The following is a 23169-nucleotide window of genomic DNA, read 5'->3' as shown; positions in this document are numbered from 1 at the left end:
CGCCCGCTTGCGGCTGGCGCGGATCTATAGGCGTTGCAGGGTTAACCCGCCGTCGGCGTGGATAACCGAGCCGGTGGCGAAAAACGCCTCGGGTTTGATAAGCATGGCGACAGCTGCGGCGATATCATCGCCTTGTCCCCAGCGCCGAGCGGGGACCAGACCGTCGCCGATAAGACGGTCATATTTCTCATTCACGCCGGCGGTCATATCGGTACGGATGATGCCGGGACGGACCTCAAAAACCCCGATACCGTCAGCGGCCAGACGCGCTGCCATTCCCTGCGCCACCATGGCGAGTCCCGCTTTGGCGACGCAATATTCCAGCCGGTTCACCGACACCATTTGCGCGGAACAGGAAGAAATAAAAACGATGCTGCGCGCGCCTTCCGCGGCTGGCCGGGCCAGCATGCGTTTGGCGACCGCTTGGGCGAAAAAAAATGCCCCACGCAGATTGGTGTTCAGTACCGCATCAAAATTCGCCGTCGTGGTGTCGAGCACATCCAACCGCTCAGGGGGCGCAATACCGGCATTGGAAACCAGTACCGCAATCGGTCCCAACTGCTGCTCAATGCTATCAAGCACGGCGGCATGGCCCGCCGTCGCGGCAATGTCGCTGGCGAAATAGCCGACCGGTACGCCGTACTTTTCCAGCTCTGCCACGGCGGCGCGCGTGGACGCATCGGCTTCACCGCTGCCGGTCACCGCGATGGGATGGCCGTCGGCCGCCAGCCGTCTTGCGATGGCCAAACCAATGCCCCGGCGCCCGCCGGTGATTAAAGCGGTAGCGGCCTGACGTTGCTGAGGCATCATGCGTCTCCTAGGGGGCTGAAAAACGTCAGATAGGGGCCATTTTCCGCCATTCGCTGCACATAAAGCGCCAGCTCGCGCAGATGATAATCCCCCCACATGGTGGCTTCGCCGAACGGGTTGCGGTGGCCCTCCGGCACATAATCCCAGCCGTTGGGGCGATGGTACTGGCTGTGCAGCAAAAGGCCTTGATGCTGCGGCGACAGACTAAGATAGCGGTCGTCCAGCAGCGTTTGCAGCACGGTCAATCCGGCCTGGCGGTAGCGGTCCGCGCCGGGGCGGTGTTGGCCGTCGAGCCAGGCGCCGAATCGCAACAGGCCCTGCGCCGCAATCGCCGCGGCGGAGCTGTCCACGGGCTCGACGGCGTTGGCGGGATCCGAGTCTTTTTCATAGGGCGCCTCGAGCGTGGCCAGGCCGGGGGCGCCGGTATCCCAATAGGGAATGCCGTCGAGGGTGGTAAACGCCAGATAAAAATCGCAAACGGCGGCGGCGGCCTTTTCCAACGCCGCCACGGTATGGGCTCTGTCCTGCGAGGCGCGCCATGTCTCGGCGGGCAGCGCCTGCAAATACTCCAGCAGCTCCGCGAAACCGCATATCGCCCAGCTCAAACCGCGGGTCCAGGTAGAGAAGCCGGAGTAGCCTTGCTGGGTGCCGACGCAGCGAAATGCGCCGTTGCGCGGATTGAAGGTTGCCTCGTGCGCCGTTCGGCCGCGGATATCATAAATATCCCGACCTTCGCCGTAGAATACGCAATAGCGCGCGCTGGTGAGGGCATGGGCCAGGGCGCGATCCAACAGTGAGATGGCCTCATCGCCCTCGACTTTCATTTCCTGCCCCAGATCGTGTGCCAACAGCAACACCCGCAGGGTACGCAGCGTGTCGATAAACAGCGAGTGGGCCCCGTTAAAGGAGTGGATATAACCTTCACCGGCGCCGAGCGAGGTCCAGCGATAGGCTTGCACCGCCCCCGAACAGCGGAGCGCCAACCGGTAATAATCTTGGCGGCCCGGATCGGCCGGTAGCTTTCCTTCTGCCATCAGGCGCAGCAAATTACCGTAAGTGCTCACTTGGTTGAAACCGTGATCGTGCACGCCGAAATGGGTAATATGCTGCGGCATATCGACGCGGATGCGCGCCAGCGCCCGATCCAGAAAAGCCTGCTCGCCGGTGGCATCGAATTGCAACAGCGCGCTGCCGTATTCAAATCCCTGCGTCCAATCCGTCCAGCCTTTGGGCTGATAGCGTCCGGCGACGGTATGCACCGGCGCGCCCTGGGCGCGATCGAAATCGGCATCTATGGCGCTGATTTTGCTGGCCGATAGCGCCCACATACGGTTTATCGCCGGCAGCAAACGGGCCGGGGTCAGGGTGTTATCGATTTTCATTACGATCCTCTTTACTGCCTAGTGCAGGCAATCGTTGAATGATGGTGCTTAACGTCACATCCACCGGCTGCCGCCACCAGCCGTCGGCGGAGAAAATTTCCACTTCATACAGGCCGCGATAGCCATCGTCGGCCACGCGTTGGCACAACCGCGGCAAATCGATGACGCCGTCGCCCATCATGCCGCGATCGGTCAGCAGATGACGGGTCGGCACCAACCAATCGCTGAGATGGAACGCCAGCAGGCGCTGCGCCTGGGCGACCCGCTGTAGTTGATGTAGGACGTCGGGATCCCACCAAATATGATAAACGTCGGCGGCAATCCCCACTTCCGGCCCCAGACGCTCGCAAAGCGCCAACGCCTGGGCGAGCGTGTTGACGCAGGCGCGGTCCCCGGCGTACATCGGATGTAGCGGCTCAATCGCCAGGGACACCCCGGCCGCGCGCGCCGGCGCCAGCATCTGTGCGATGCCCTCCTCGACCTGGCGGCGCGCGCCGTCCAGATCTTTATCTCCCGCAGGCAGTCCGCCGACCACCAGCACCAGACACGCCGCCTCCAGCGCCGCGGCTTCCTCGATGGCCCGCAGGTTATCGGCGCGGATTTTCTCCCGCGCCGAGCGGTCCGCGGCGGGAAACAGACCGCCGCGGCACAGCCCGCTGACGGTGAGACCGGCCTCTTTTATCAGACGGCAGGCCTGCGCTAATCCCACTTCGGCGACTTTGTCCCGCCAAGGCGCGATGCCGCCAAAACCATATTTAACGCAGCCGCGCACGGCATCCTCTAACGACGCGTTGGGGCCGAGGGTGGCGGTATTCAACGATAACTGCTTTGGTGTCAAGGTTAATGGCGGCATGGCGATGCCTCGGCGTACAGATCGAAAAATCGCAAGAAGGCCGTGAGCTGTCCTTCAATCATCGGCCTGCCGTTGGTCGCCCGACAGCCCGCCCGGCGCGCGTGGGCGATAAGGGGCGTTTCGGGCGGCTGCATGATGATATCCACCACCTGCAACGCGGGATCGAAGTCGGCAAACGGCGCAGGAAGCCCATCATCCGGCTTCATGCCGATGGGGGAGCAATTGATAAGCAGGTTGATGCCCTGAAGTTCGGCGGGTACGGTGCTCACCCGCGCCGGCCGTTGCGGATACTGGGCGTTGATGCGTGCCGCCAGCGCCTGCGCCGCTTCGCCGTTTGGGTCATACAGCGTCAAGGAGGCCGCGCCGGCCGCCAACAGGGCGAAGGCGACCGCGGCGCCGCTGCCGCCGGCGCCGAGCTGTTTGACGTGCTGTCCCTTTAGCGTGAAGCCGTTATCGCGTAAGCCGGCGACCAGTCCGGCGCCGTCGAACATATCGCCAAACCAGGCCCCTTGCGCGTCGCGCCGAAGCACGTTCACGGCGCCGACTTGCCGCGCCTGCGCGGAAAGCGCATCCGCCAGGGCGCAGGCGCGTATTTTATGGGGTACGGTGATGACCAGGCCCGCGATATTGCCCAGCGCCATGATGCCGCGCAGACTGGCCTCGAACGTTGCCGTGGCAACCTGCAACGGCACGCAGACCGCGTTGATGCCCTGCTGCTGGAAATAAGCGTTCATCAACTGAGGCGTTTTCACCTGGGAAATGGGATCGCCCACGATACCGTACAGCCGCGTGCTGCCGTCGATGGTTAACGCACTCATAGCGCGGCCTGCGGCGGAAGTTGCGCAAGGCGCGGATGTCGCTGGCGCGTTTTCGCCGCCATCTCGCGGTGCAGGCCCATGGGCTGCGGCGAGAACAGCCGGGCGTCCATCGTTTTAAGCTCGGCGGCGATGCGGGGGCGAAAACCCATCTGCTGCAAAATATCGCGCTCGAGATCGATACCCGGCGCGATTTCCGTTAATTCCAGCGCGCCGTCGACCACCCGGAAAACGGCGCGCTCGGTGACAAACAGCACCGTCTGGCCCCGCTGGCTGGCGTAGGGGCCGCTGTAGGAGACCTGTTGCAGCGCGGCGACAAACTTCTGGTGGGCGCCTTCTTGCACAATGCGTAACTGGCCTTCATCGCAGGCCACGCGCAAACCGCCGGCGGTAAAGGTGCCGCCGAATACCATTTTTTTGGCGTTTTGACTGATGTTGATAAATCCGCCAACGCCGATGAGTTTCTTGGCGAAGCGGCTGATATTGACGCTGCCGCCGGCGTCGATTTCCGCCGCCGACAGAAAAGCGATATCAATCCCGCCGCCATCGTAAAAGTCGAACTGATAGGGCTGATCCACCAACGCGCTGTAATTGCGCGCGGCACCGGCGTCCAGCCCGGCGGCGGGCGCGCCGCCGATAAGTCCCTGCTCGTTAGTGAGAACGATATTATCCAACACGTCCTCTTCCGCGCTGACCAGCCCGATACCGGTACAGATGCCGGAGCCAACGTTGCAAACGGCGCCGGGGAGCAGCTCCATGGCGCAGCGGCGCGCCACGATTTTGCGCTCATCCAGGGGCAGAGCCGGGAAATCGTTGAGCGGAATGCGCAATTCGCCGGTAAAGGCGGGATCGTTCGGGCTTTGATAGGTCACGGCCTGTTGAGCTTCCACTACCACCAAATCGACCAGCATCGCCGGGATTTTGACATTTTTCGCCGGCAGCGTGCCGCGGCGGGCAAGACGTTTCACCTGTACTATGACCAGCCCGCCGCAGCGTTTGGTCGCCTGCGCCATCGACAGCATGTCGCCGAAGATGGCCTCCTGCTCCATAGTGATATTGCCGTCTTCATCCGCCGTAGTGCCGCGCAAAAAGGCGACATCGACATGAAACGGCTTATAATACAGCCACTCACGCCCGGCGATTTCGATCAGGCTGACCAGATCCTCATCGCAGCGCTCGCTCTGACGGCCGCCGCCGAGGCGCGGATCCACGAAGGTATGCAGGCCGACATGGCTGATTAAACCGGGTCTACCGGCGGCCATTTCGCGCGTTAACTGCGACAGCACCCCCTGCGGCAGGGTCCAGGCCTCGATTTGATTATCCAGCGCCAATTGCGCCAGCGCGGGGGAGTCCACCAGCGTGCCGCAGACTACGCGTTTCAGCAGCCCCGGATGCGCCAACCGCGAGGCGCCGCGTTTGCCGCGATCCCCAAGCCCCACGGGATGGAGCGCGGTCAGCTGCCGGGGGGAATCCTGCTGCTGAAAACGGCGTTCGAGGGCTTCAAGCAGCGCTTCGGGTACCGCATGTCCTCCGCCCGATCCTCCGATCATGACGGTATCGCCATCGCGCAGTAATGAAACCGCGTCATCGGCAGAAACGATCCGCATCATTATTCTCCACTATTAAATAATTCACTATGTCGATCCGAAAGCTCGGATATACCGGCCATGCTAGGGTTTGCCACAAAAACAGATACTTTTCCTGCAACGGATTGCGTTATTTCCGCCGTGACGTCGCGACCGCGCTTTTAAAGTAACGACGCGGGCTCAGCGTTATTTTTCTGCTTAAGCAATGACGCGTTATCTTCATCATGGCGTGATAAATGTTTGCCCAGCGCCACGGCAATAACCGTAAACAGACAAAACGCGCCTAAATAGACCATGACCCATGTGGGTCTACCGCCCCCCAATGCCACCAGCGCCGTGGCGATAAACGGCGTGGGTCCGCCGATAAGGGCGCCGGACAGTTCTCGGCACATGGCAATGCCGGAAAACCGATAACGGGTGGGAAATAAATTTGAGAGAAAAGCTCCCTGTGCGCCGCCGGTGCATCCCCAACTGATGCCATAAATCGCACTGACGCCAAGCGCCGCCAGCAAGGTATTTTTGGTATCCACGAGATAAAACAGCGGATAAACAAAGCACAGGGCAAACAGGGCGCCGCAAATAAATATTTTGGCGCTGCCATAGCGGTCGGCCAGCCATCCGCCAATCGGTCCGCAAATAAGCGTAAACGTCAACGCGATGATTAATACCATCAGGCCGTCCGTTTTCGACATGCCGAGGGTGTTTATCATATAACTGAGCGCGAAGGTGTTAAGGACATAGGTCAGCGCCTGATGCCCCCCCATGGCGAAGAAACCACAGAGCAACTCCCGTGGACTTTCCCTAAACAGTTGGCGTATTGGGGCCTTTTGCTGCTGACGCTGGCGCTGCGCTTTATCCATGGCATTCACGTATTCCGGCGTTTCGTCCAGCTTGGCGCGAATATAAAGCGCTATCACAAACAACAGCACCGAGAGCAGGAAAGGCACGCGCCACACCCAGCTTAATAACGTCTCTTCCGGCAGCCAGGAGAAAAACAGGAATGTCAGCGTCGCGATCAAAACGCCGAAATTGGTGGCGGTATTGGGGATGGCGGTAAAAAAGCCGCGTCGTTTAACCGGCGTGTATTCCGCGACCAAGGTAATGGCGCCCGCCAGTTCGGCGCCGGCGCCGAAACCCTGTAAAATGCGCAGGAAAATTAATAATATCGGCGCCCATATGCCAATGCTGTGCCATGTCGGCAGCAGACCGACCCCGACGGTGGCCACCCCCATAATGGAAATACAGAAGATGAGGGCGGGTTTACGGCCAAACTTATCGCCAATATGTGAAATAACCATGCCGCCCACGGGGCGGATAATAAAGCCGATGGCGAAGGTGGCAAAGGCCGCCAACATACCGCCGAGCTGGCTGAGCTGAGGGAAGAACAGTTTATTAATAATCAGCCCGGAGGCGGCGGCATATAATCCGTAATCGTACCACTCGATAATGGTTCCCAGCGTTGATGCAAAAATGGCGCGTTTGACATTGTTATCGATTTTTTCGGGTTGCTGCGATATCGGGTTCATCGAACGTTCTCCTGCACACAGGACGTGAAGTTCTTCCTCACAACATAATAAGAAGAGCGTTTAGCCTTATGGGATCTTATTGCCGCCGCGGGGCGGCCGGCGAAGATCTGATATTGCGGGCGTGGTGTCCTTTGAAAGGCAACGCCAGCCTGCGCCGGGTGTGTCACGATCGTTGTTGGCTAAACCTCTGGGCGCCTTGTTGGTAATTGCCGACGGCAAAGCATAAGGTGGTCAATTCGTTCTCATATTGCATGCCGGCTTCCAGCGGCATGGATAACGAGGCGCGAACGGCACTCTTGACGGCCTGGACCGCTAACGGATGATGTTCAGCCAATCGCTGGCATAAAGACAAGGCGGTGTCGTTGACCTCATTATCCGCCACCAGGTATTCCACCAAGCCAATGCGCCAGGCCTCCTGTGCGTCGATGTTGTCGCCGCTTAACAATAACCGCATCGCCTGACCATAGCCCACCAGCCGCGGCAGTAATTGCGAGGCGCCGCCGCCGCCCACCCAGCCGCGCACCACCTCCGGCGCGCCGAATTTGGCGCTATGGCCCGCCACGCGGATGTCCGCCGCCAGCATCATTTCCAGGCCGCCGCCCAGCACCCAGCCTTTAAGCGCCGCCACTACCGGCTTGCGCGCGCGGCGCACGGTCGTGCCGTAATCGGTGCGTTGGCGGAAATCCATGGCTGAATGATAGCTGGAGAGCGTTCGCAAATCGCTGCCGGCGCTGAAGGCCCGTTCGCCTTCGCCTCTCAGCAGGATGACATGCACCGCGTCCTCTTCATTGAGCCGGGTAAACAGCAACGCCAGGGCTTCACTCATTTCCGGCGTCATGGCGTTCATTTTCTCCGGCCGATTGATCACCACTTCAGCCACGGCCCCATGCCGGTATAAAGCGATATTATCGCTCATAATGTGTCCTCATCGTGTTGAGCGCGGGGTAGCGCGTAAGTAGTTATACTTACTTACTAGTAAGTAAGTGGTGATCAACATAACATTTTTATAACTTGGTCATTACCTCATGAGGCTTTTCTCGAGAATTAGCTGGCACGCGGCGTCGTTTGGACGTCCTGGACGGCGGTCTGGGTGAGGGGCACTTTCTGCTGCGACGGATAGATAAGGCGCATGCATAACCATGCCGCGATATAGGTGAAGCCGCAGATGATAAACAGAACGTTGTAGCCCAAACCGATTTTGCCCAACACCTTAAAATGATCGAGCACCGCGCCGACCACAAACGGAAACAGCGCTGAGGTCAAGCCGCTCGCCATACCGCCAATGCCCACGACCGACGCCACGACCCGTTTGGGAAACATATCGGACGCCAGGGTAAACATATTGGCCGACCAGCCCTGATGCGCCGCCACGGTCAAGCTCAGCAATCCGACAATGATCCACATATTATCAATCCACGGCGCCGTCATTAGCGGCATGACCAGCACCGCAAGCCCCAGCATCGTCGTTTGGCGAGCGCGGCTCACCGACCAGCCCCGGGCGATAAACGTCGACGCCGCCCAACCGCCCAACACGCTACCGATGGAGGTGGACACATACACAATGATCAGCGGCAGACCGAGGTGCTGCAAATCCAGATTGAAACGGCTATTGAAATAAGAGGGCAGCCAGAATAATAAAAACCACCAGATGGGGTCGGTCATGCCTTTACCGACCACGATTGACCAGGTGGCGCGGTGTTGAAACAGCGAAAACCAACCGACGGTTTGCCCGTCATCCTGTTCCTGGACCGTCTCTTTATCCTGCCGAATGAGCTGTAATTCCTGCGGGGTAACGCGAGGATGTTTCTGCGGCGCATAATACATGACATACCAGAAGGCAAACCAGATGAAGCCTGGAATACCGGTCAACAAAAAGGCGCTTTGCCAGCCGAAGCTTACCGCGAGCCAGGGGACCAACGCCGGCGCTAATACGGCCCCGATACTGGTGCCGGAGGTAATAATGCCCACGGCCAATGACTGCTCTTTGCGCGGAAACCATTCCGACACCGCTTTTACCGCACAGGGAAAACTGCCCGCCTCCGCCAGGCCGAGAAAGGCGCGCATAACGCCAAATCCCAACATGTTGCGGATAAAAGCATGACCGCAGCAGGCCAGGCTCCAAACCAACACGCAGACGCTGTAGCCCATCTTGACGCCGAACCGGTCGGCGAATTTTCCGGCGAAAACCATGCCAAGCGCGTAGCAAAAGGCAAATACCGTTACGACATAGCCGTAATCCGTTTCGGTCCAGTGAAATCTCGCCGCTAATTCGGGTTTGAGAATACCGAGCACCTGGCGATCAAGGTAATTGATGGTGATGGCAACAAAGAGCAGGGCGCAAATACGCCACCGATAATGCCTTAGAACGTTTTTCATTGTTATTACCTTCAGTAGAGTACTGCCGTCAGATAACCCATCCGTCGCTTAACGGCAGAACGCGTTAACGGCCATAGACCGCCAGCCCGCGCTGCCTTTCGTTGCCCGCAGGACGTTATTCGGCGCGGTATCGCGCGGGAGGGGGCGCGAGCTCCCGATCGCGGCCAAAATCAGCCGGGCGTTTTTCACGAAACGCCGCGACGCCTTCTCGCGCATCCGCCGTCCCTTTGCACACCGACGCGGCTAACTCATGGGCGACATCCAGCGCCGGCGGTTCAATCATGCGCATCAACCGCTTGCCGACGGCGAGCGCCGCAGGGGAACGCGAGCTCAACCGCGCACAGATTCCCCGGACATAGGCATCAAGCTGCTCGCCGGCCACGACCGCCTGCACGATTCCCCATTCCAGCGCCTGCTGCGCGGTAATGGTCTCACCCAACATGACGAGCTGATGCATTCTGCCGGCCCCCGCCAGGGCATACAGCCGCTGCGCGCCCAGCCAACCGGGAATGGCGCCGAGCGAGGCTTCGGGCAATCCGAGTTTGATCCCCTCGGCCGCATAGCGCAAATCGCAGGCCAGCGCCAGTTCCAACCCCCCGCCGAGGGCATGGCCGGACATGACCGCAATGGTGGCAACGTCCATCTCCCGAATACGGCGAAAAACGCGATTGCCGGCGCGGATAAACAGGCTGCCCATTTTTTCAGGGTCAATATCCCCCCACTCTTTGATATCCGCACCGCTGCAAAAAAAACGCGCGCTGGTTGAGGAAAAGACAATACAGCGGATGTCCTCCCTCGCCTCCAATTGGGCGAGGCCCGCATCCAGCGCGCGCAGCATATCGAGGGTGAGCGCATTGTGCGTCGCGGATTTATTGAGCGTGAATCTGGCGATGCCCTGTTTGACCTCAAGCTCTATGTCATGATGTAGCGCCATAATCGTCCTCTTATTCGCATGTAACGAACCAGTTCGTTACTTAAGCTAACATCCCTTTTTGTCGCTCTCAAGAGGCCAACGCCTTTCGCTAACCCCGACATCGGAAAAAAGTTGCAATGTGGGATAGCGATCAAATTTTGCCAGCACGTTAGCCCTTCGAACACGGCTTGCTAGCGGAAATAACGCCCGGGGGTGTAGGGGGTTTTCCCCGCATTGACACCCTGCATTGGGCGAAGCGCAGGCGGGATATTGTTGTCCAAACGGTGCAAAACAACCGGAATTTAGCGTATAGTTTTCATTAAAATTGAATAACTAAGCCGAGCCTATGCAACAGAACCCGCCAAAAAAAAGCGTTGTTAAAAAGCGTCCGCGCGATCCGGTGCAGACGAAAGCGCTGATCCTCGCGGCGGCGATGGATGAATTCGCCGGTGTTGGGCTGGGAGGGGCGCGCATCGACGGTATAGCGGCCAAGGCAGGCGTGAACAAGCGCCTGATCTATGAATATTTCAACAGTAAGGACGATCTTTTTCAGGCCGTACTGGAGGACATTTATACCGATGTGCGCACCGCTGAAGAGGCGCTGGGGCTGGACGAGTTAGCGCCGGTTGACGCTATTTGCGCGTTAATGCGGTTTACCTGGAACTATTACCTCAAGCGTCCGGAATTTATGTCGCTGGTGAATAGCGAAAACCTGCATAAAGCCATTCATGTCAAACGGTCAACACGTTTTGCCCTGCTGCACGTGGATTTTGTCGGCAGGATCAAACGCATCCTGGATCGCGGCGTGGCGGCCGGCGTCTTTCGCGCGGGCGTGGACCCAGGGCAGCTGTATATTACGATGGCGTCGGTAGGGTATTATTATTTGAACAATCGCTATACTCTCGAAGTCATCTATGACCAGAACTTCGTTTCTGACGACGCCCTTGACGCGCGCTTTGCCTTTAATGTCGATACCATTTTGCGTCTTCTCAAGCCCTGACCCAGGCGATTGGCGCAAGTGGCTTGGCCCGCGCTCACCTCGCGAAGGCGTCACGGTAATCTCAACCCGCCCCCCGCTGTAGCGCCGCCCGTCGGGCGCAAAAGCCAAAAACCCGGAAGAGGGCCATCGCGGCCTGTCATCAGGCAGGCGCCTGTTCTTTCGCGTCAGGTTGACTCAGCGCGAATCGCGCCAGCGAAGGGGCGCCCCCCTAAGCGTTCGGCGGCCCATGCCACCAAAGAGATTGGCGCCCGCTGCGCCGGCGGCGTGAAAAGCCGGGCTGCCGGTCGATGCCATCAATCGCCCCGGTCGAGCGCCTCAATCGCGCCGTTGGGCGCAAGGCATTGCCCTACGGCGACGCCACGAATAGTACTTGCGGAATGATTCCTGTTACGCATATCATTATCTCTAATTGAATAATTATCATTTACTTTTATGCCCAAGCGTTATGTCGCCGGGCGCGACGGTCTGTCATGGGTTAGCCGACAGGCGCCGCCCGCCGCCGTGACGACGAGCGCCGGATTACCGCCATCGTCATGACATATCACACACATTTTGCCAGGACGCGCACGCTGCGCCCGCGAATCAGATAGAGCCTATGCCTAACGCCAACCCACCATCACACGCTCATTTCAGCCTGCGCGGGCTTAGCTTTGCCGTGCCCGGCCGTACGCTGCTGCATCCGCTGGATTTCTCCTTTCCGCCCGGCCAGGTGTGCGGTCTGATTGGCCATAACGGCTCCGGCAAATCGACGCTTTTGAAGATCCTCGGCCGTCATCAATCGGCCAGCGGCGGCGAAGCGCGGCTTAATGACCGGCCGCTGGCGGAATGGGACAGTAAGGCATTCGCCCGGCAGGTGGCCTATTTGCCGCAGCAATTGCCCGCCGCGGAAGGCATGACGGTGCGGGAGCTGGTGGCGCTGGGGCGCTACCCGTGGCATGGCGCCCTTGGCCGTTTTAGCCTCGCCGATCGCGAGCATGTGCAGGAGGCTATCGAACTGGTGGGGCTGGACGCATTCGCCGATCGGTTGGTGGACAGTTTGTCCGGCGGCGAGCGGCAGCGCGCCTGGCTGGCGATGACGATGGCGCAGGACAGCCGCTGCCTGCTGCTGGACGAGCCGACCTCGGCGCTGGATATCGCGCACCAGGTGGACGTGTTGGCGCTGGTGCAGCGGCTGAGTCGTCAGCGTGGCCTCACCGTGATTGCCGTCCTGCACGATATCAATATGGCGGCGCGCTACTGCGACCACCTGGCGGCGTTGCGCGAAGGCCGGCTGATTGCCGAGGGATCGCCGTCGCAGCTAATGTGCGGCGAGGTGCTGGAGCGTATCTATGGTATTCCCATGGGCATTCTGCCCCATCCCGGCGGCGGTGCGCCGGTGAGCTTTGTCTACTGATGGCCCACCTTTTATCTACCCCCTGTCTCCCACGCCGGCGGTTATTGAGCGCGATGCTGCTGGCGCCGCTGCTGGCGCGACAAGCCCTGGCCGCACCGTTGCCGGCGGCGCCGCGCATCGTGGCGGTCGAATGGCTGCCGGCCGAGCTGTTATTCGCCCTGGGCATTACCCCTATTGCGGTGGCGGATATCGTCTCTTATCGCCAGTGGGTGCAACAGCCGGTGCTACCGCCGGAGGTGATTGACGTCGGGGAGCGCGTGACGCCCAATCTGGAGTTGATGGCGGCATTGCAGCCGGACATGATCCTCTATTCCGCCGGCTACGGCCCGCGTGCGGCGCAGCTGAAGGCCGTCGCGCCCGCGATGGGATTCGCCTACACCGATGCCGCGGGAAAACCGCTGGATATGGCGCGCGTCTCTATTATGGCGCTGGCGCGAAGGCTCGATCGCGAGGCTGTCGGCAGGGCGCATTTAGCCTGGTTCGACCGGCAACTGGCGCAGGCGGCGCCGACGTTGGCATCTTATCGGCGGCAGCCGCTATTGGTCTTCTCGGTGATGGATGAGCGCCACGCGCTGGTGGTCGGGCGTAATCACCTGTTCCAGCAGGTGCTGGATCAACTGGGCATCGACAATTTATGGCAGGGTGAGACCAATTTCTGGGGCACCGCGGTAGTGGGTATCGAGAAGTTGATCGCGTTAGCGCCGGGCCGCGCCATTTTACTCGAGCAGGACGACGGCGCTTTGCGTCGGCGCATAAGCAAAACGCCGCTGTGGCAGGCCATTCCCTTTGTGCGACAGCAGAGCTGGCGGCCGGCGCCGGCGATTTGGTATTACGGCGCCACCTTGGCGGCACTGCGTTTTTGCCGGTTGCTTGAGCAATTGGAAGGGGAGTGGTCATGAAAACCGAGGTGAATATCGCCGTGCCTTCCCGCCGCAGCGTGGGTAAACGGGGAACGGCTTATGTGCTGCTGGCGCTTTTCGCGCTGGTGGCGCTGGCGTTGACGCTTGAGAATGCCCTTGCGCTGTTGCCGCTGGCGCGCTGGTGGGGCGCGCTTTGGTCCCCGGATGCGGCCGATGTGACGCAGCTGATTTTTCACTACAGCTTGATGCCGCGGCTGGCGGTGGCGCTGTTGGTGGGAGGCGGATTGGGGTTGGCCGGCGTCCTGTTTCAGCAAGTATTGCGCAATCCGCTGGCGGAGCCGTCGACGCTGGGGGTGGCCAGCGGCGCGCAATTAGGCGTCACGGTGGCGACGCTGTGGCTGCTGCCCGGCGGCGAAACCACGCGGCAGTTGGCGGCGCTATTGGGTGCGCTGCTGGTAGGGGGGGTGGTGTTCGGCGTTGCCTGGGGCAAACGTATGTCGCCGGTGACCCTGATTATGGCCGGCCTGGTGGTCAGTCTGTATAGCAGCGCCGCCAACGGTTTGTTGGCGCTGTTCCATTATGAGTATCTGCAAAACCTGTTTTTGTGGAGCAGTGGCTCACTGAATCAGCAGGACTGGCAGGTCGCCGCCGGGTTACTGCCGCGGGTGATCCTGGCCTGGTTGCTGGCGCTGTTATTGCTAAGACCGATGACCCTGCTGGGGGTGGACGACGGCGTGGCGCGCAATCTCGGCCTCGGTTTGTCGCTGGCGCGACTGGCGGCGCTATTATTGGCTATCGTATTAAGCGCGGTGCTGGTCAACGCGGTGGGTATCGTGGGCTTTGTCGGACTGTTCGCACCGCTGTTGGCGCGGCTTTTAGGCGCCCGTCGGCTACTGCATCGCCTTTTCCTGGCGCCGCTTATTGGCGCATTACTGCTGTGGTTGACCGACCAAGCGGTGGTATGGCTGGCCCGCGTCTGGCACGAGGTCCCCACCGGCGCGGCTACCGCGTTGATAGGTGCGCCGCTGCTGCTGTGGCTGCTGCCGCGGCTGCGCCATACCGCGCAACCGGCCACCGATGGTCAGACGTTGCAGCAACAGACCACGGGCCGCTACTCCCCGTTGTGGCTGGGGGCGGGGGCGCTGCTGGTGCTGGCGGGGGTCTGGCTGTCGCTGACGTTTGGGCGCAACGCCGAAGGCTGGCATTGGGCTCACGGCGAAGAGATGCTGCGTCTACTGCCCTGGCGCTGGCCGCGCACGCTGGCGGCGCTGAGCGCCGGGGTGATGCTGGCGACCGCCGGCACCCTTATTCAGAAGCTGACCGCAAATCCCATGGGCAGCCCAGAAGTGCTGGGCATCAGCGCCGGCGCTTCCGGCGCGGTGATTTTGCTTATGTTGCTTATCCCCGGCGATGCGTTTGCCTGGCAACTGCCGGCGGGTAGCCTCGGCGCCGCGCTAACGCTGGGTGCGATAATATTGGTATCCGGCCGCCGCCATTTTTCGCCGCAGCGTATGCTGCTGGCGGGCATCGCCATCGGCACCGCGTTCACCACGCTGATTACGCTATTGCTAATAAGCGGCGACCCGCGCTTGGGCGGCCTGCTGTCGTGGATCTCCGGCTCAACTTACGGCGTGACCCCTCGGCAGGCCATCTTCAGTGCGGTGACCGCGTTTTGTCTGCTATTGCTGATGCCGCTGTGCCGGCGCTGGTTGACGCTGCTGCCGCTGGGCAACGCCAGTGCGCTGTCGCTAGGGGTACCGCTGGTGCGGGCGCGGCTGACCATTTTGCTGTTGGCGGCCGTTATGACCGCTAGCGCTACGCTGACCGTCGGGCCGCTGAGCTTTGTCGGGCTGATGGCCCCGCATATGGCGCGCATGCTGGGCTTCCATAAACCGGTGCCGCAGGGGCTGATGGCCTCGGCGATCGGCGGCCTGCTGATGATGTTCGCCGACTGGTGCGGGCGCATGGTGATGTTCCCCAATCAAATTCCCGCCGGATTGCTGGCGACCTTTATCGGCGCGCCGTATTTCATCTGGCTGCTGCGCCGCCAGGGGCGGTAACGCGGCGGTGACGATCTCCGCCGCGTGGTGACGATAGCTAGCGCGGCGTTCAGCTTGTCCGCCGCGTTGAGACGATAGCTTGTGCGGCGTCGACAGGGAGAGCCGCGCCGGGAAACAGGCGCCCCGCGTTCGGGGCGGTGTGGCTTCCGGCCGCGGCCGCAGGGGAGAGCGGCGGAAAAACCGCGCAGGCCTGCCCCGCGCGGCAAACCGGTTACAGCTGGGCGAAACTCTGTGCGGCGGCCTCCAGCGTGAGGCGAATCTCGGCGTCACCGTGCGCCAGCGACATAAAGCCGGCTTCATACGCTGACGGCGCCAGATACACCCCCGCCGACAGCATGGCGTGGAAGAACCGCTTGAAACGTTCCACGTCGCACGTCTGTACGTCCTGGAAGCGAGTAACGCGCGGCAAATCGGTGAAAAACAGACCGAACATGCCGCCGACGCGGTTGACCACCAGCGGCACGCCCGCCGATTCCGCCGCCGACAGTAGTCCCTGCGCCAGACGCTCTGTCTGCTGCGTTAACTGTTGATGTACGCCCGGCCGGGCGACCTCGCGCAGGCAGGCATAACCGGCCGCCATGGCGACCGGATTGCCCGACAGGGTGCCCGCCTGATAGACCGGTCCCGTCGGCGCCAGCGCCGCCATCACCTCCCGGCGGCCGCCAAAGGCGCCGACCGGCATGCCGCCGCCGATGATTTTGCCCAGACAGGTCAAATCCGGTTTCACATCGTAATAGGCCTGCGCGCCGCCCAGCGCCACGCGAAAACCGGTCATCACCTCATCGATAATCAACAGCGCGCCAAATTCGTCGCACAGCGCGCGCAGACCGGACAAAAACCCGGGCAGCGGCGGAACGCAGTTCATATTCCCCGCCACCGGTTCGACGATGATGCAGGCGATATCGCGGGGATAAAGCGTGAATGCCTCGCGCACCGACTGCAAATCGTTATAGCTGCAGGTGAGGGTATATTTGGCGAAATCGGCCGGTACGCCGGGAGAACTGGGCTGCCCCAGGGTGAGCGCGCCGGATCCAGCCTTGACCAGCAGCCCGTCCGCGTGGCCGTGATAGCAACCCTCAAATTTAATCACCCGATCGCGGCCGGTATAGCCGCGCGCCAGGCGGATGGCGCTCATGGTGGCTTCGGTGCCGGAGTTGACCATGCGCACGCTCTCGATAGACGGCACCAGCTCGGTCACCAGCCGCGCCATTTTCACTTCGATTTCGGTGGGCGCGCCGAAGCTAAGGCCGCGCTGTACAGCGTCCAGCACCGCCTGGCGGACCGCCGGATGGTTATGGCCCAGCACCATGGGGCCCCAAGAGCCGACATAGTCGATATAGCTGTTACCGTCGGCGTCGGTGATGCGGGCGCCGTCGGCGCTGGCGATAAACAGCGGCGTACCGCCAACGCCATTGAATGCACGCACCGGTGAATTGACCCCGCCGGGGATCAGTTGTTGCGCCTCGGCGTACAAACTTGCGGAATGACTCATCAATCGGCTCCTGAATGGCAAAATAAACCTAACCCCTGTAGTGTAATCAACTGGCGGGCATTGTGAAATCATCCTCTTGACGCGCGCCCGCGCAACGGGGTATTTAAGCGACGCCGGCGACAGCGCCGTTCGGGTCACTCAAACTGACGTGGTGGACTTACAGGCAATTTATCTTTATGGCAAAAACAACTCTTTCCTACACCTCGGTACCGCGGGAGCGGCAGGCGCGCCGGCATATGTTTCGCAAACTTCTCTATCGCGATAAGACGCCGGTGCTGATCCTGTTCATGGCCGCTTTAGTGGGCGTGCTTGCCGGGCTCGTGGGCGTGCTGTTCGAGAAAGCGGTCAATGGCGTACAGGCTTTACGTATCGCAGCGCTGGCGGAGCTGGGGCAGCAGACCTGGCTGCTGGCGCCGGCGGCGTTTGTCCTCTCTGCGTTGCTGGCGATGATGGGATATTTTCTGGTATGCCGTTACGCCCCGGAGGCGGGCGGTTCCGGCATTCCTGAGATTGAAGGTGCACTGGAGGACCTGCGGCCGGTGCGCTGGTGGCGGGTTATCCCGGTGAAGTTTATCGGCGGCATGGGCACGCTTGGCGCCGGCATGGTGCTGGGGCGGGAGGGGCCTACGGTGCAATTAGGGGGCAATCTTGGCCGTATGGTAGTGGATGTTTGCAGGCTGCGCGGCGCGGAAGCGCGCCACACGCTCCTGGCGACCGGGGCGGCGGCCGGATTGACCGCGGCGTTCAATGCGCCGTTGGCGGGGATTTTATTCATCATTGAAGAGATGCGGCCGCAGTTCCGTTACAATTTGATCTCGATTAAAGCGGTGTTTATCGGCGTCATTATGGCCAGCATTGTGTTTCGGCTGTTCAACGGCGAGCGGACCGTTATCGCGGTAGGCAAATTGGCTTTCGCGCCGGTCAATACCTTGTGGCTCTATCTGCTACTGGGCGCTATTTTCGGCGCGGTGGGCGTGCTGTTCAATGCGCTTATCCTGCGCGTACAGGCCGTTTTCTTACGCCTGCACGGCGGCGACTGGCGCAAAATCGTCGCTATAGGCGGTCTGCTGGGGGGCGGTTGCGGCATCCTGACGCTGATAGGTCCATTTGCGGCCGGCGGCGGCTTTAATCTGATCCCGCTGGCCGCCGCCGGGCATTACACGTTCAGCCTGCTGCTCTTCATCTTTTTGGCGCGCATGCTTACCACGCTGCTGTGCTTTTGTTCGGGCGCGCCCGGGGGCATCTTCGCGCCGATGCTGGCGTTAGGGACTTTGCTCGGCACGGCGTTCGGCGTTGGCGCCATGACCCTATTGCCGGAAGACGGTCTACAGGCCGGCACTTTTGCCATTGCCGGCATGGGGGCGCTGTTCGCCGCCTCGGTGCGCGCGCCCTTGACCGGCATCGTGCTGGTGCTGGAAATGACGGATAACTATCAACTGATTTTGCCGATGATTATCACCTGTCTGGGCGCAACCCTGGTGGCGCAATTTCTGGGCGGTAAGCCGCTGTACTCCTCCCTATTGGCCCGCACGTTGCAGCGCCAGGAGCAGGAAAATCATGCCCGGCAAACGCACGCGGGAACAAACGGAAATTCACCGATGCGCAATACTTGAACGTAAACGATGCCTAACGGATAATAGCCTTAACGATCGGGTTGACATGCCTTCAGCCCGACGATGGCCCGGGAGTAGAATTATGAGTGAGACGGCAGCATTGCCATTACAGTTTACCGATTCAGCGGCAAGCAAGGTCAAAAACCTTATCGCGGACGAAGATAATCCGAATCTGAAATTGCGGGTCTATATCACCGGCGGCGGCTGCAGCGGCTTCCAGTATGGTTTCACCTTTGACGATAAAGTGAACGAAGACGACTTCACTATCGAGAAACAGGGTGTAGCGCTGGTGGTCGACCCTATGAGCCTGCAATACCTGGTGGGCGGGTCGGTAGATTACAGCGAAGGGCTGGAAGGGTCGCGTTTTATCGTCACCAATCCCAACGCCAAATCCACCTGCGGCTGCGGGTCGTCATTCAGCATCTAGCGCGCCGCGTGTTTAGCCGGCAAGACCGCAAGACCGGGACGCTACGCGTGCCGGTTTTTTTATGCCCGCCAAACGCCCAAGGTCGGTTGCGGCGGCGCGGCGGTCCGCGCTAGTCGCGGTTATGAAATTCAAACACAGGCAGCTTCAGATGCCAGCGGATGGCCGCCAGCCGAATAAGCAGCGTCGTCGCCATTCCCAGCATGGCGGCGTGCTTGAGGGGGAAATGCCACTCGCTGTAGGTCAGGGTATGCACAATACCGCCGGCGATGCAGGCGGTGGCGTAAATCTCGGTGCGCAGGACCAGCGGGATCTCCCGCGCCAGCACGTCCCGCAGCATGCCGCCGCCCACGCCGGTAATGACCCCCATACACACCGCAATCAGCGGCACGGCGCCGCTGGCGAACGCTTTATTGACGCCGATACCGACAAACACCGCCAGTCCGATGGCATCAAGCACCGGCAGGATCCATTTCGGCGGCTGGCGCGCCTGGCCGATGGTCAGGAGGGTGACGAAACAGGTGATAATCGCCACCACCAAATCGGTGGGATCGCTTACCCAGAATACCGGTCCGTTGGCCAGCGCCATATCGCGGATCGTGCCGCCGCCAACCGCGGTCACCACGCCGAGCACCAGCACACCGAACGGATCCATCCGAAGTTTGCCGGCCAGCAGGACGCCGGAAATGGCGAACACCGCCGTACCCAGAATATCGAGCCAATAGAGCATCAGGGCGCCTCAACCGGAAGGGCGGAACGGCGTTGCGCCAGCTGCGCGCAGAGCTGACGTGCCGCCAATAGAATACGCGGTCCCGGGCGGGTAAAGCTGTCTTCGTTGACGGCAATCACCGGCACCGTTAACTGCGGCCGCCAAAAATCGCTCACCTGGCGGGCGGCGGTGGCGTCGCCCGGCGCGATAATGACTTGGGGATGCCGTATCAGCACCTGCTCGCGGCTTACCTGCGGCCAGGGGACCGGGCTTGCGGCGAAGATATTGCGCGCGCCGCACAGGGCGAGGACCTGATTTTGCAGCGTTGCGCCGCCGGCGGTAAACAGCGGCCGGCGGCCAAATTGCAAAAACACCCGCAGCGTTGCGCCGCCGGCATAACGTTTCGCGAGCGTCGCCTGTTGGTGACGCAGCGCGCTCGCCGCCTGACGCGCCTGCGCCGGATGCGGGCTATAGGCGGCCAATGTCTCAAGCGACAGCGCCATCTCGTCGATGCTTTGCGGATCTAACGTCACGACCGGGATGCCAAAGCTCGCCAGCGTCTCCAGCGCGCGCTGCGGATTGCCGCCGCGCCAGCCCAGCACCAGATCCGGTTTCAGCGCCAGGATGCGCTCGATGTTCACGCCCTGCCACGAGGCGACCCGCTCAAGGCGCCGCGCCGCGGGAGGGTAATCCGACCAGTCGCTGGCGGCCACCAGCACCTCGCCCATACCGGCGGCGTAGGCCAACTCCGTCGCGTGAGGCGCCAGGCTAATCACCCGCCGCGCCGCCAGCGCCGGCCAGACCAGCAGCAGGCAAAGTAACGCGGCCAGCGCCGCGCGTCCGTGGCGCATTTACCGCTGGCCGGCCAGCGCGTGCACCATTTCCTCGACCAGGCGGGAGGAGCTTTGCGCCGCTACGGTGAGGAACTCTTCAAAGCTCAGATGGGACGCTTGATCCGCGACATCAGAAATGGCGCGCACCACGACGAAGGGTACGGCAAATTGGTGGCACACATGGGCGATGGCGGTAGCCTCCATTTCCACGGCGATCGCCTGCGGGAAGGTCTGGCGGATACGGGCCAGCCCTGCTGCGCCGTTGATAAAAGCGTCGCCGCTAACCACCAGACCGCGTACCGCATGCATGCCGAGGCGATCGATGATTTCCTCCGCCAGCGCCACCAGCGACGGGGCGGCATTAAACGACGCCGGACACTGCGCCATCTGGCCGGGCTCATAGCCGAAGGCGGTGACGTCGACATCGTGATAGCGCACTTCATGGGATACCACGATATCGCCGACTTTCAGCGACGGCGCCAGACCGCCGGCGGAACCGGTATTGATGACCAGCTCAGGCTTGAAATGATCCAGCAGCAGCGTGGTGCCCAACGCGGCGGACACCTTGCCGATGCCGGATTTCACCAGCGCTACCTCAACGCCGTGTAGCTGACCGGTATAAATTTCACATCCCGCCTGCTGATGGAGGGTAGAGTGGCTCAAGCGGTCGCGCAGCAGCGCGACTTCCTGTTCCATTGCGCCGATAATGCCAATTTTCATACAAAGCGTTCCTGTTAACAAAATAGCGGGTTTAAATGATAGCGGGTGTTCATAGGGTGCATTCTAGCACGCCTGCCGCGGGGAAATAACGGCCGGTAGGGTTGCGTTTGCCGGCGGGCATTGGTATCACGGTAGGGTGCGGATCTCATGCGGGGAAAACATGTCCGATATCAACTTCAGCCATAAAATCAGTTTCCAACGTCCTTTCAGTCCGGCGATAAGCGCCCAGGATGATTATGCTATTATCCGCCAATTTGAAAGCGACCGCGGGCGCATTATCAATTCCGCCGCAATACGCCGGCTACAGCAAAAAACCCAGGTTTTTCCCCTTGAGCGCAATGCCGCGGTGCGCTCGCGCCTGACCCACTCGCTGGAGGTACAGCAGGTGGGCCGCCATATCGTTAAAGAGATCTTTCATCGCCTCAAAAGCGACGGGCGCATTGGCGCGTTGGGTTTATCGCAGATGGAAGCGCCCTGCGAGAGCATGGTGGAGATGGCCTGCCTGATGCACGATATCGGTAATCCGCCGTTTGGTCATTTCGGCGAAGCGGCAATCAATGACTGGTTTCGCCGCCGGCTGGATATCGCCAGCCTGGAGCAGGACGCCCTCGGTAACGATCGGTGCCAGGTGGCCAGCCTGCGCCTGCGCGCCGGCGATGAAGACAACAATGCGCTGCGCGGCCGCATTCGTCTCGATCTGTGCCATTTTGAAGGCAACGCCCAGGCCATCCGTATGGTGCACAGTCTGCTTAAGCTTAATTTGACCTATGCGCAGGTCGGCTGCATTCTCAAGTACACCCGCCCGGCCTACTGGCAGGGTCCGGCGCCGGCGGCGTTCAGCTATCTCATGAAGAAACCGGGTTTTTATCTCGCGGAAGAAGAGTATGTCCAAACGCTGCGGCGCGAATTATCCCTAGGGGAATTTCACCGTTTTCCGCTGACGTATATTATGGAAGCCGCCGACGATATTTCCTATTGCATTGCCGACCTGGAAGATGCGGTGGAGAAAAAAATCTTTACCGTGGAACAACTGTATCTTTTCCTGCAAAAAGAGTGGGGCAGCGTCGTTAAAGGCGATCTGTTCGATAAAGTGATAGGCCAGGCGTTCAATAAAATAAGGCGCTATCAAGGGCTGCGCAGCGGCGATCAATTTTTTATGTATTTACGCGTCAATACCGTGGCGCGGTTAGTGCCGCACGCCGCGCAGCGTTTTTTGGATAATCTGGCGCCCATTTACGACGGCAGTTTCAATCAGGCGCTGCTTGAGGACTCCAGCCCGGCGTTTCGGCTGTTAAAGATATTTAAAAGTGTTGCCTTCAAGCATGTGTTTAATCATCCTGAAGTCGAGCAGTTGGAACTGCAGGGCTATCGGGTGATAAGCGGGCTGCTGGAAATCTATAACCCCTTGCTTGACATGTCGCAGCAGGATTTTCAACGGTTGGCGGCGGAGGATTATCACCCCGCGCATCCCATCGCCAGCCGCCTGTATCATAAACTGTCCGCCAAACATCGTCTGGCCTATGGCGAGGCGATGGAGACGGTCAACCGCTATCCCGCCGGCCAGCAACCCATGATGGAATTTTATTATCGCGCGCGTTTAATCCAGGATTATATTAGCGGTATGACCGATCTTTATGCCTGGGATGAATATCGTCGGCTGATGGCCGCCGAGTAGCCGCGAACACTGTGGTCATTTGTAAAGCGGATCAATATTTTTTTACCTTTGCCGCTTTCTTTGCGCTGAACTACGGGGTATTTCATAACTCTCATGGAGAAACGCAGCACGTTCTGCATAGTGCCCCCT

20 protein-coding genes are annotated in these 23169 nt (G+C 60.7%); 7 read left to right on the top strand and 13 right to left on the bottom strand.

Going from position 1 to position 23169, the window contains the following annotated elements:
* Window positions 1–24 precede the first annotated feature (24 nt).
* The 9 genes from SANT_RS16840 to SANT_RS16800 form a co-directional block, all read right to left on the bottom strand.
* Window positions 25–810, bottom strand: coding sequence for a 3-ketoacyl-ACP reductase (locus SANT_RS16840; RefSeq protein WP_237234628.1), 786 nt, complete (start codon window positions 808–810; stop codon window positions 25–27).
* Entirely contained in the window at window positions 807–2192 is a 1386-nt protein-coding gene (locus tag SANT_RS16835; RefSeq protein WP_025423425.1) for a glycoside hydrolase family 88 protein, read from the bottom strand. The genes SANT_RS16840 and SANT_RS16835 overlap by 4 nt, the downstream gene beginning before the upstream one ends.
* The gene (locus SANT_RS16830; protein WP_038668726.1) at window positions 2179–3045 is read right to left on the bottom strand and encodes a sugar phosphate isomerase/epimerase family protein; all 867 of its coding nucleotides are present in this window, start codon (window positions 3043–3045) and stop codon (window positions 2179–2181) included. Before SANT_RS16830 ends, SANT_RS16835 begins: the two co-directional genes overlap by 14 nt.
* The gene (locus tag SANT_RS16825) at window positions 3033–3863 is read right to left on the bottom strand and encodes a shikimate dehydrogenase family protein (protein ID WP_025423423.1); all 831 of its coding nucleotides are present in this window, start codon (window positions 3861–3863) and stop codon (window positions 3033–3035) included. Before SANT_RS16825 ends, SANT_RS16830 begins: the two co-directional genes overlap by 13 nt.
* The gene (locus SANT_RS16820) at window positions 3860–5470 is read right to left on the bottom strand and encodes an acyl CoA:acetate/3-ketoacid CoA transferase (RefSeq protein WP_237234627.1); all 1611 of its coding nucleotides are present in this window, start codon (window positions 5468–5470) and stop codon (window positions 3860–3862) included. Before SANT_RS16820 ends, SANT_RS16825 begins: the two co-directional genes overlap by 4 nt.
* A 137-nt stretch (window positions 5471–5607) precedes the next feature.
* On the bottom strand, window positions 5608–6972 hold the full coding sequence (locus SANT_RS16815) for an MFS transporter (protein ID WP_025423421.1): 1365 nt from the start codon (window positions 6970–6972) through the stop codon (window positions 5608–5610).
* 163 nt (window positions 6973–7135) lie between these two features.
* Window positions 7136–7888: an enoyl-CoA hydratase/isomerase family protein gene (locus SANT_RS16810; protein WP_038668722.1), complete on the bottom strand. Its 753-nt coding sequence runs from the start codon at window positions 7886–7888 to the stop codon at window positions 7136–7138.
* 128 nt (window positions 7889–8016) lie between these two features.
* Complete coding sequence (locus SANT_RS16805) at window positions 8017–9348, bottom strand: MFS transporter (protein WP_025423420.1); 1332 nt, start codon at window positions 9346–9348, stop codon at window positions 8017–8019.
* Between the two features lie 115 nt (window positions 9349–9463).
* Window positions 9464–10282, bottom strand: coding sequence for an enoyl-CoA hydratase/isomerase family protein (locus SANT_RS16800; RefSeq protein WP_025423419.1), 819 nt, complete (start codon window positions 10280–10282; stop codon window positions 9464–9466).
* Between the two features lie 325 nt (window positions 10283–10607).
* On the opposite strand from SANT_RS16800, the gene SANT_RS16795 reads away from it, so the two are divergent.
* From SANT_RS16795 to fhuB, 4 genes are all read left to right on the top strand, one after another.
* Window positions 10608–11261: a TetR family transcriptional regulator gene (locus SANT_RS16795; RefSeq protein ID WP_025423418.1), complete on the top strand. Its 654-nt coding sequence runs from the start codon at window positions 10608–10610 to the stop codon at window positions 11259–11261.
* Between the two features lie 595 nt (window positions 11262–11856).
* On the top strand, window positions 11857–12654 hold the full coding sequence (gene fhuC / locus SANT_RS16790) for a Fe3+-hydroxamate ABC transporter ATP-binding protein FhuC (RefSeq protein ID WP_025423417.1): 798 nt from the start codon (window positions 11857–11859) through the stop codon (window positions 12652–12654).
* Complete coding sequence (gene fhuD / locus SANT_RS16785) at window positions 12654–13553, top strand: Fe(3+)-hydroxamate ABC transporter substrate-binding protein FhuD (RefSeq protein WP_038668718.1); 900 nt, start codon at window positions 12654–12656, stop codon at window positions 13551–13553. The genes fhuC and fhuD overlap by 1 nt, the downstream gene beginning before the upstream one ends.
* Window positions 13550–15574 carry a Fe(3+)-hydroxamate ABC transporter permease FhuB gene (gene fhuB / locus SANT_RS16780; protein WP_081730472.1) on the top strand — a complete coding sequence of 675 codons (2025 nt, stop codon included), beginning with the start codon at window positions 13550–13552 and terminating at the stop codon, window positions 15572–15574. The genes fhuD and fhuB overlap by 4 nt, the downstream gene beginning before the upstream one ends.
* Before the next feature lie 211 nt (window positions 15575–15785).
* On the opposite strand, the gene hemL is transcribed toward fhuB, so the two are convergent.
* On the bottom strand, window positions 15786–17066 hold the full coding sequence (gene hemL, locus SANT_RS16775; protein ID WP_025423414.1) for a glutamate-1-semialdehyde 2,1-aminomutase: 1281 nt from the start codon (window positions 17064–17066) through the stop codon (window positions 15786–15788).
* A 176-nt stretch (window positions 17067–17242) separates the two neighbouring features.
* Between hemL and clcA the strand changes: the two genes are divergently transcribed.
* Together clcA and erpA are read left to right on the top strand one after the other, a co-directional pair.
* On the top strand, window positions 17243–18679 hold the full coding sequence (clcA, locus tag SANT_RS16770; RefSeq protein ID WP_025423413.1) for a H(+)/Cl(-) exchange transporter ClcA: 1437 nt from the start codon (window positions 17243–17245) through the stop codon (window positions 18677–18679).
* A gap of 82 nt (window positions 18680–18761) precedes the next feature.
* Complete coding sequence (erpA, locus tag SANT_RS16765; RefSeq protein WP_025423412.1) at window positions 18762–19106, top strand: iron-sulfur cluster insertion protein ErpA; 345 nt, start codon at window positions 18762–18764, stop codon at window positions 19104–19106.
* Between the two features lie 109 nt (window positions 19107–19215).
* On the opposite strand, the gene SANT_RS16760 is transcribed toward erpA, so the two are convergent.
* From SANT_RS16760 to mtnN, 3 genes are read right to left on the bottom strand one after another with little or no spacing between them, the layout of a single operon-like run.
* Window positions 19216–19836: a TRIC cation channel family protein gene (locus tag SANT_RS16760; RefSeq protein ID WP_025423411.1), complete on the bottom strand. Its 621-nt coding sequence runs from the start codon at window positions 19834–19836 to the stop codon at window positions 19216–19218.
* Window positions 19833–20663: a vitamin B12 ABC transporter substrate-binding protein BtuF gene (gene btuF / locus SANT_RS16755; RefSeq protein ID WP_025423410.1), complete on the bottom strand. Its 831-nt coding sequence runs from the start codon at window positions 20661–20663 to the stop codon at window positions 19833–19835. Before btuF ends, SANT_RS16760 begins: the two co-directional genes overlap by 4 nt.
* Window positions 20664–21365: a 5'-methylthioadenosine/S-adenosylhomocysteine nucleosidase gene (gene mtnN, locus SANT_RS16750; protein WP_025423409.1), complete on the bottom strand. Its 702-nt coding sequence runs from the start codon at window positions 21363–21365 to the stop codon at window positions 20664–20666. It lies immediately after the preceding gene.
* Between the two features lie 160 nt (window positions 21366–21525).
* Between mtnN and dgt the strand changes: the two genes are divergently transcribed.
* Complete coding sequence (gene dgt / locus SANT_RS16745) at window positions 21526–23040, top strand: dGTPase (RefSeq protein ID WP_025423408.1); 1515 nt, start codon at window positions 21526–21528, stop codon at window positions 23038–23040.
* Window positions 23041–23169 lie beyond the last annotated feature (129 nt).

It is taken from the genome of Sodalis praecaptivus, assembly GCF_000517425.1.
Taxonomy (GTDB): Bacteria; Pseudomonadota; Gammaproteobacteria; order Enterobacterales; family Enterobacteriaceae; genus Sodalis_A; species Sodalis_A praecaptivus.
Note: the sequence above shows the minus strand (reverse complement) of the source record. Positions and strands in the feature narration are given on the sequence as shown.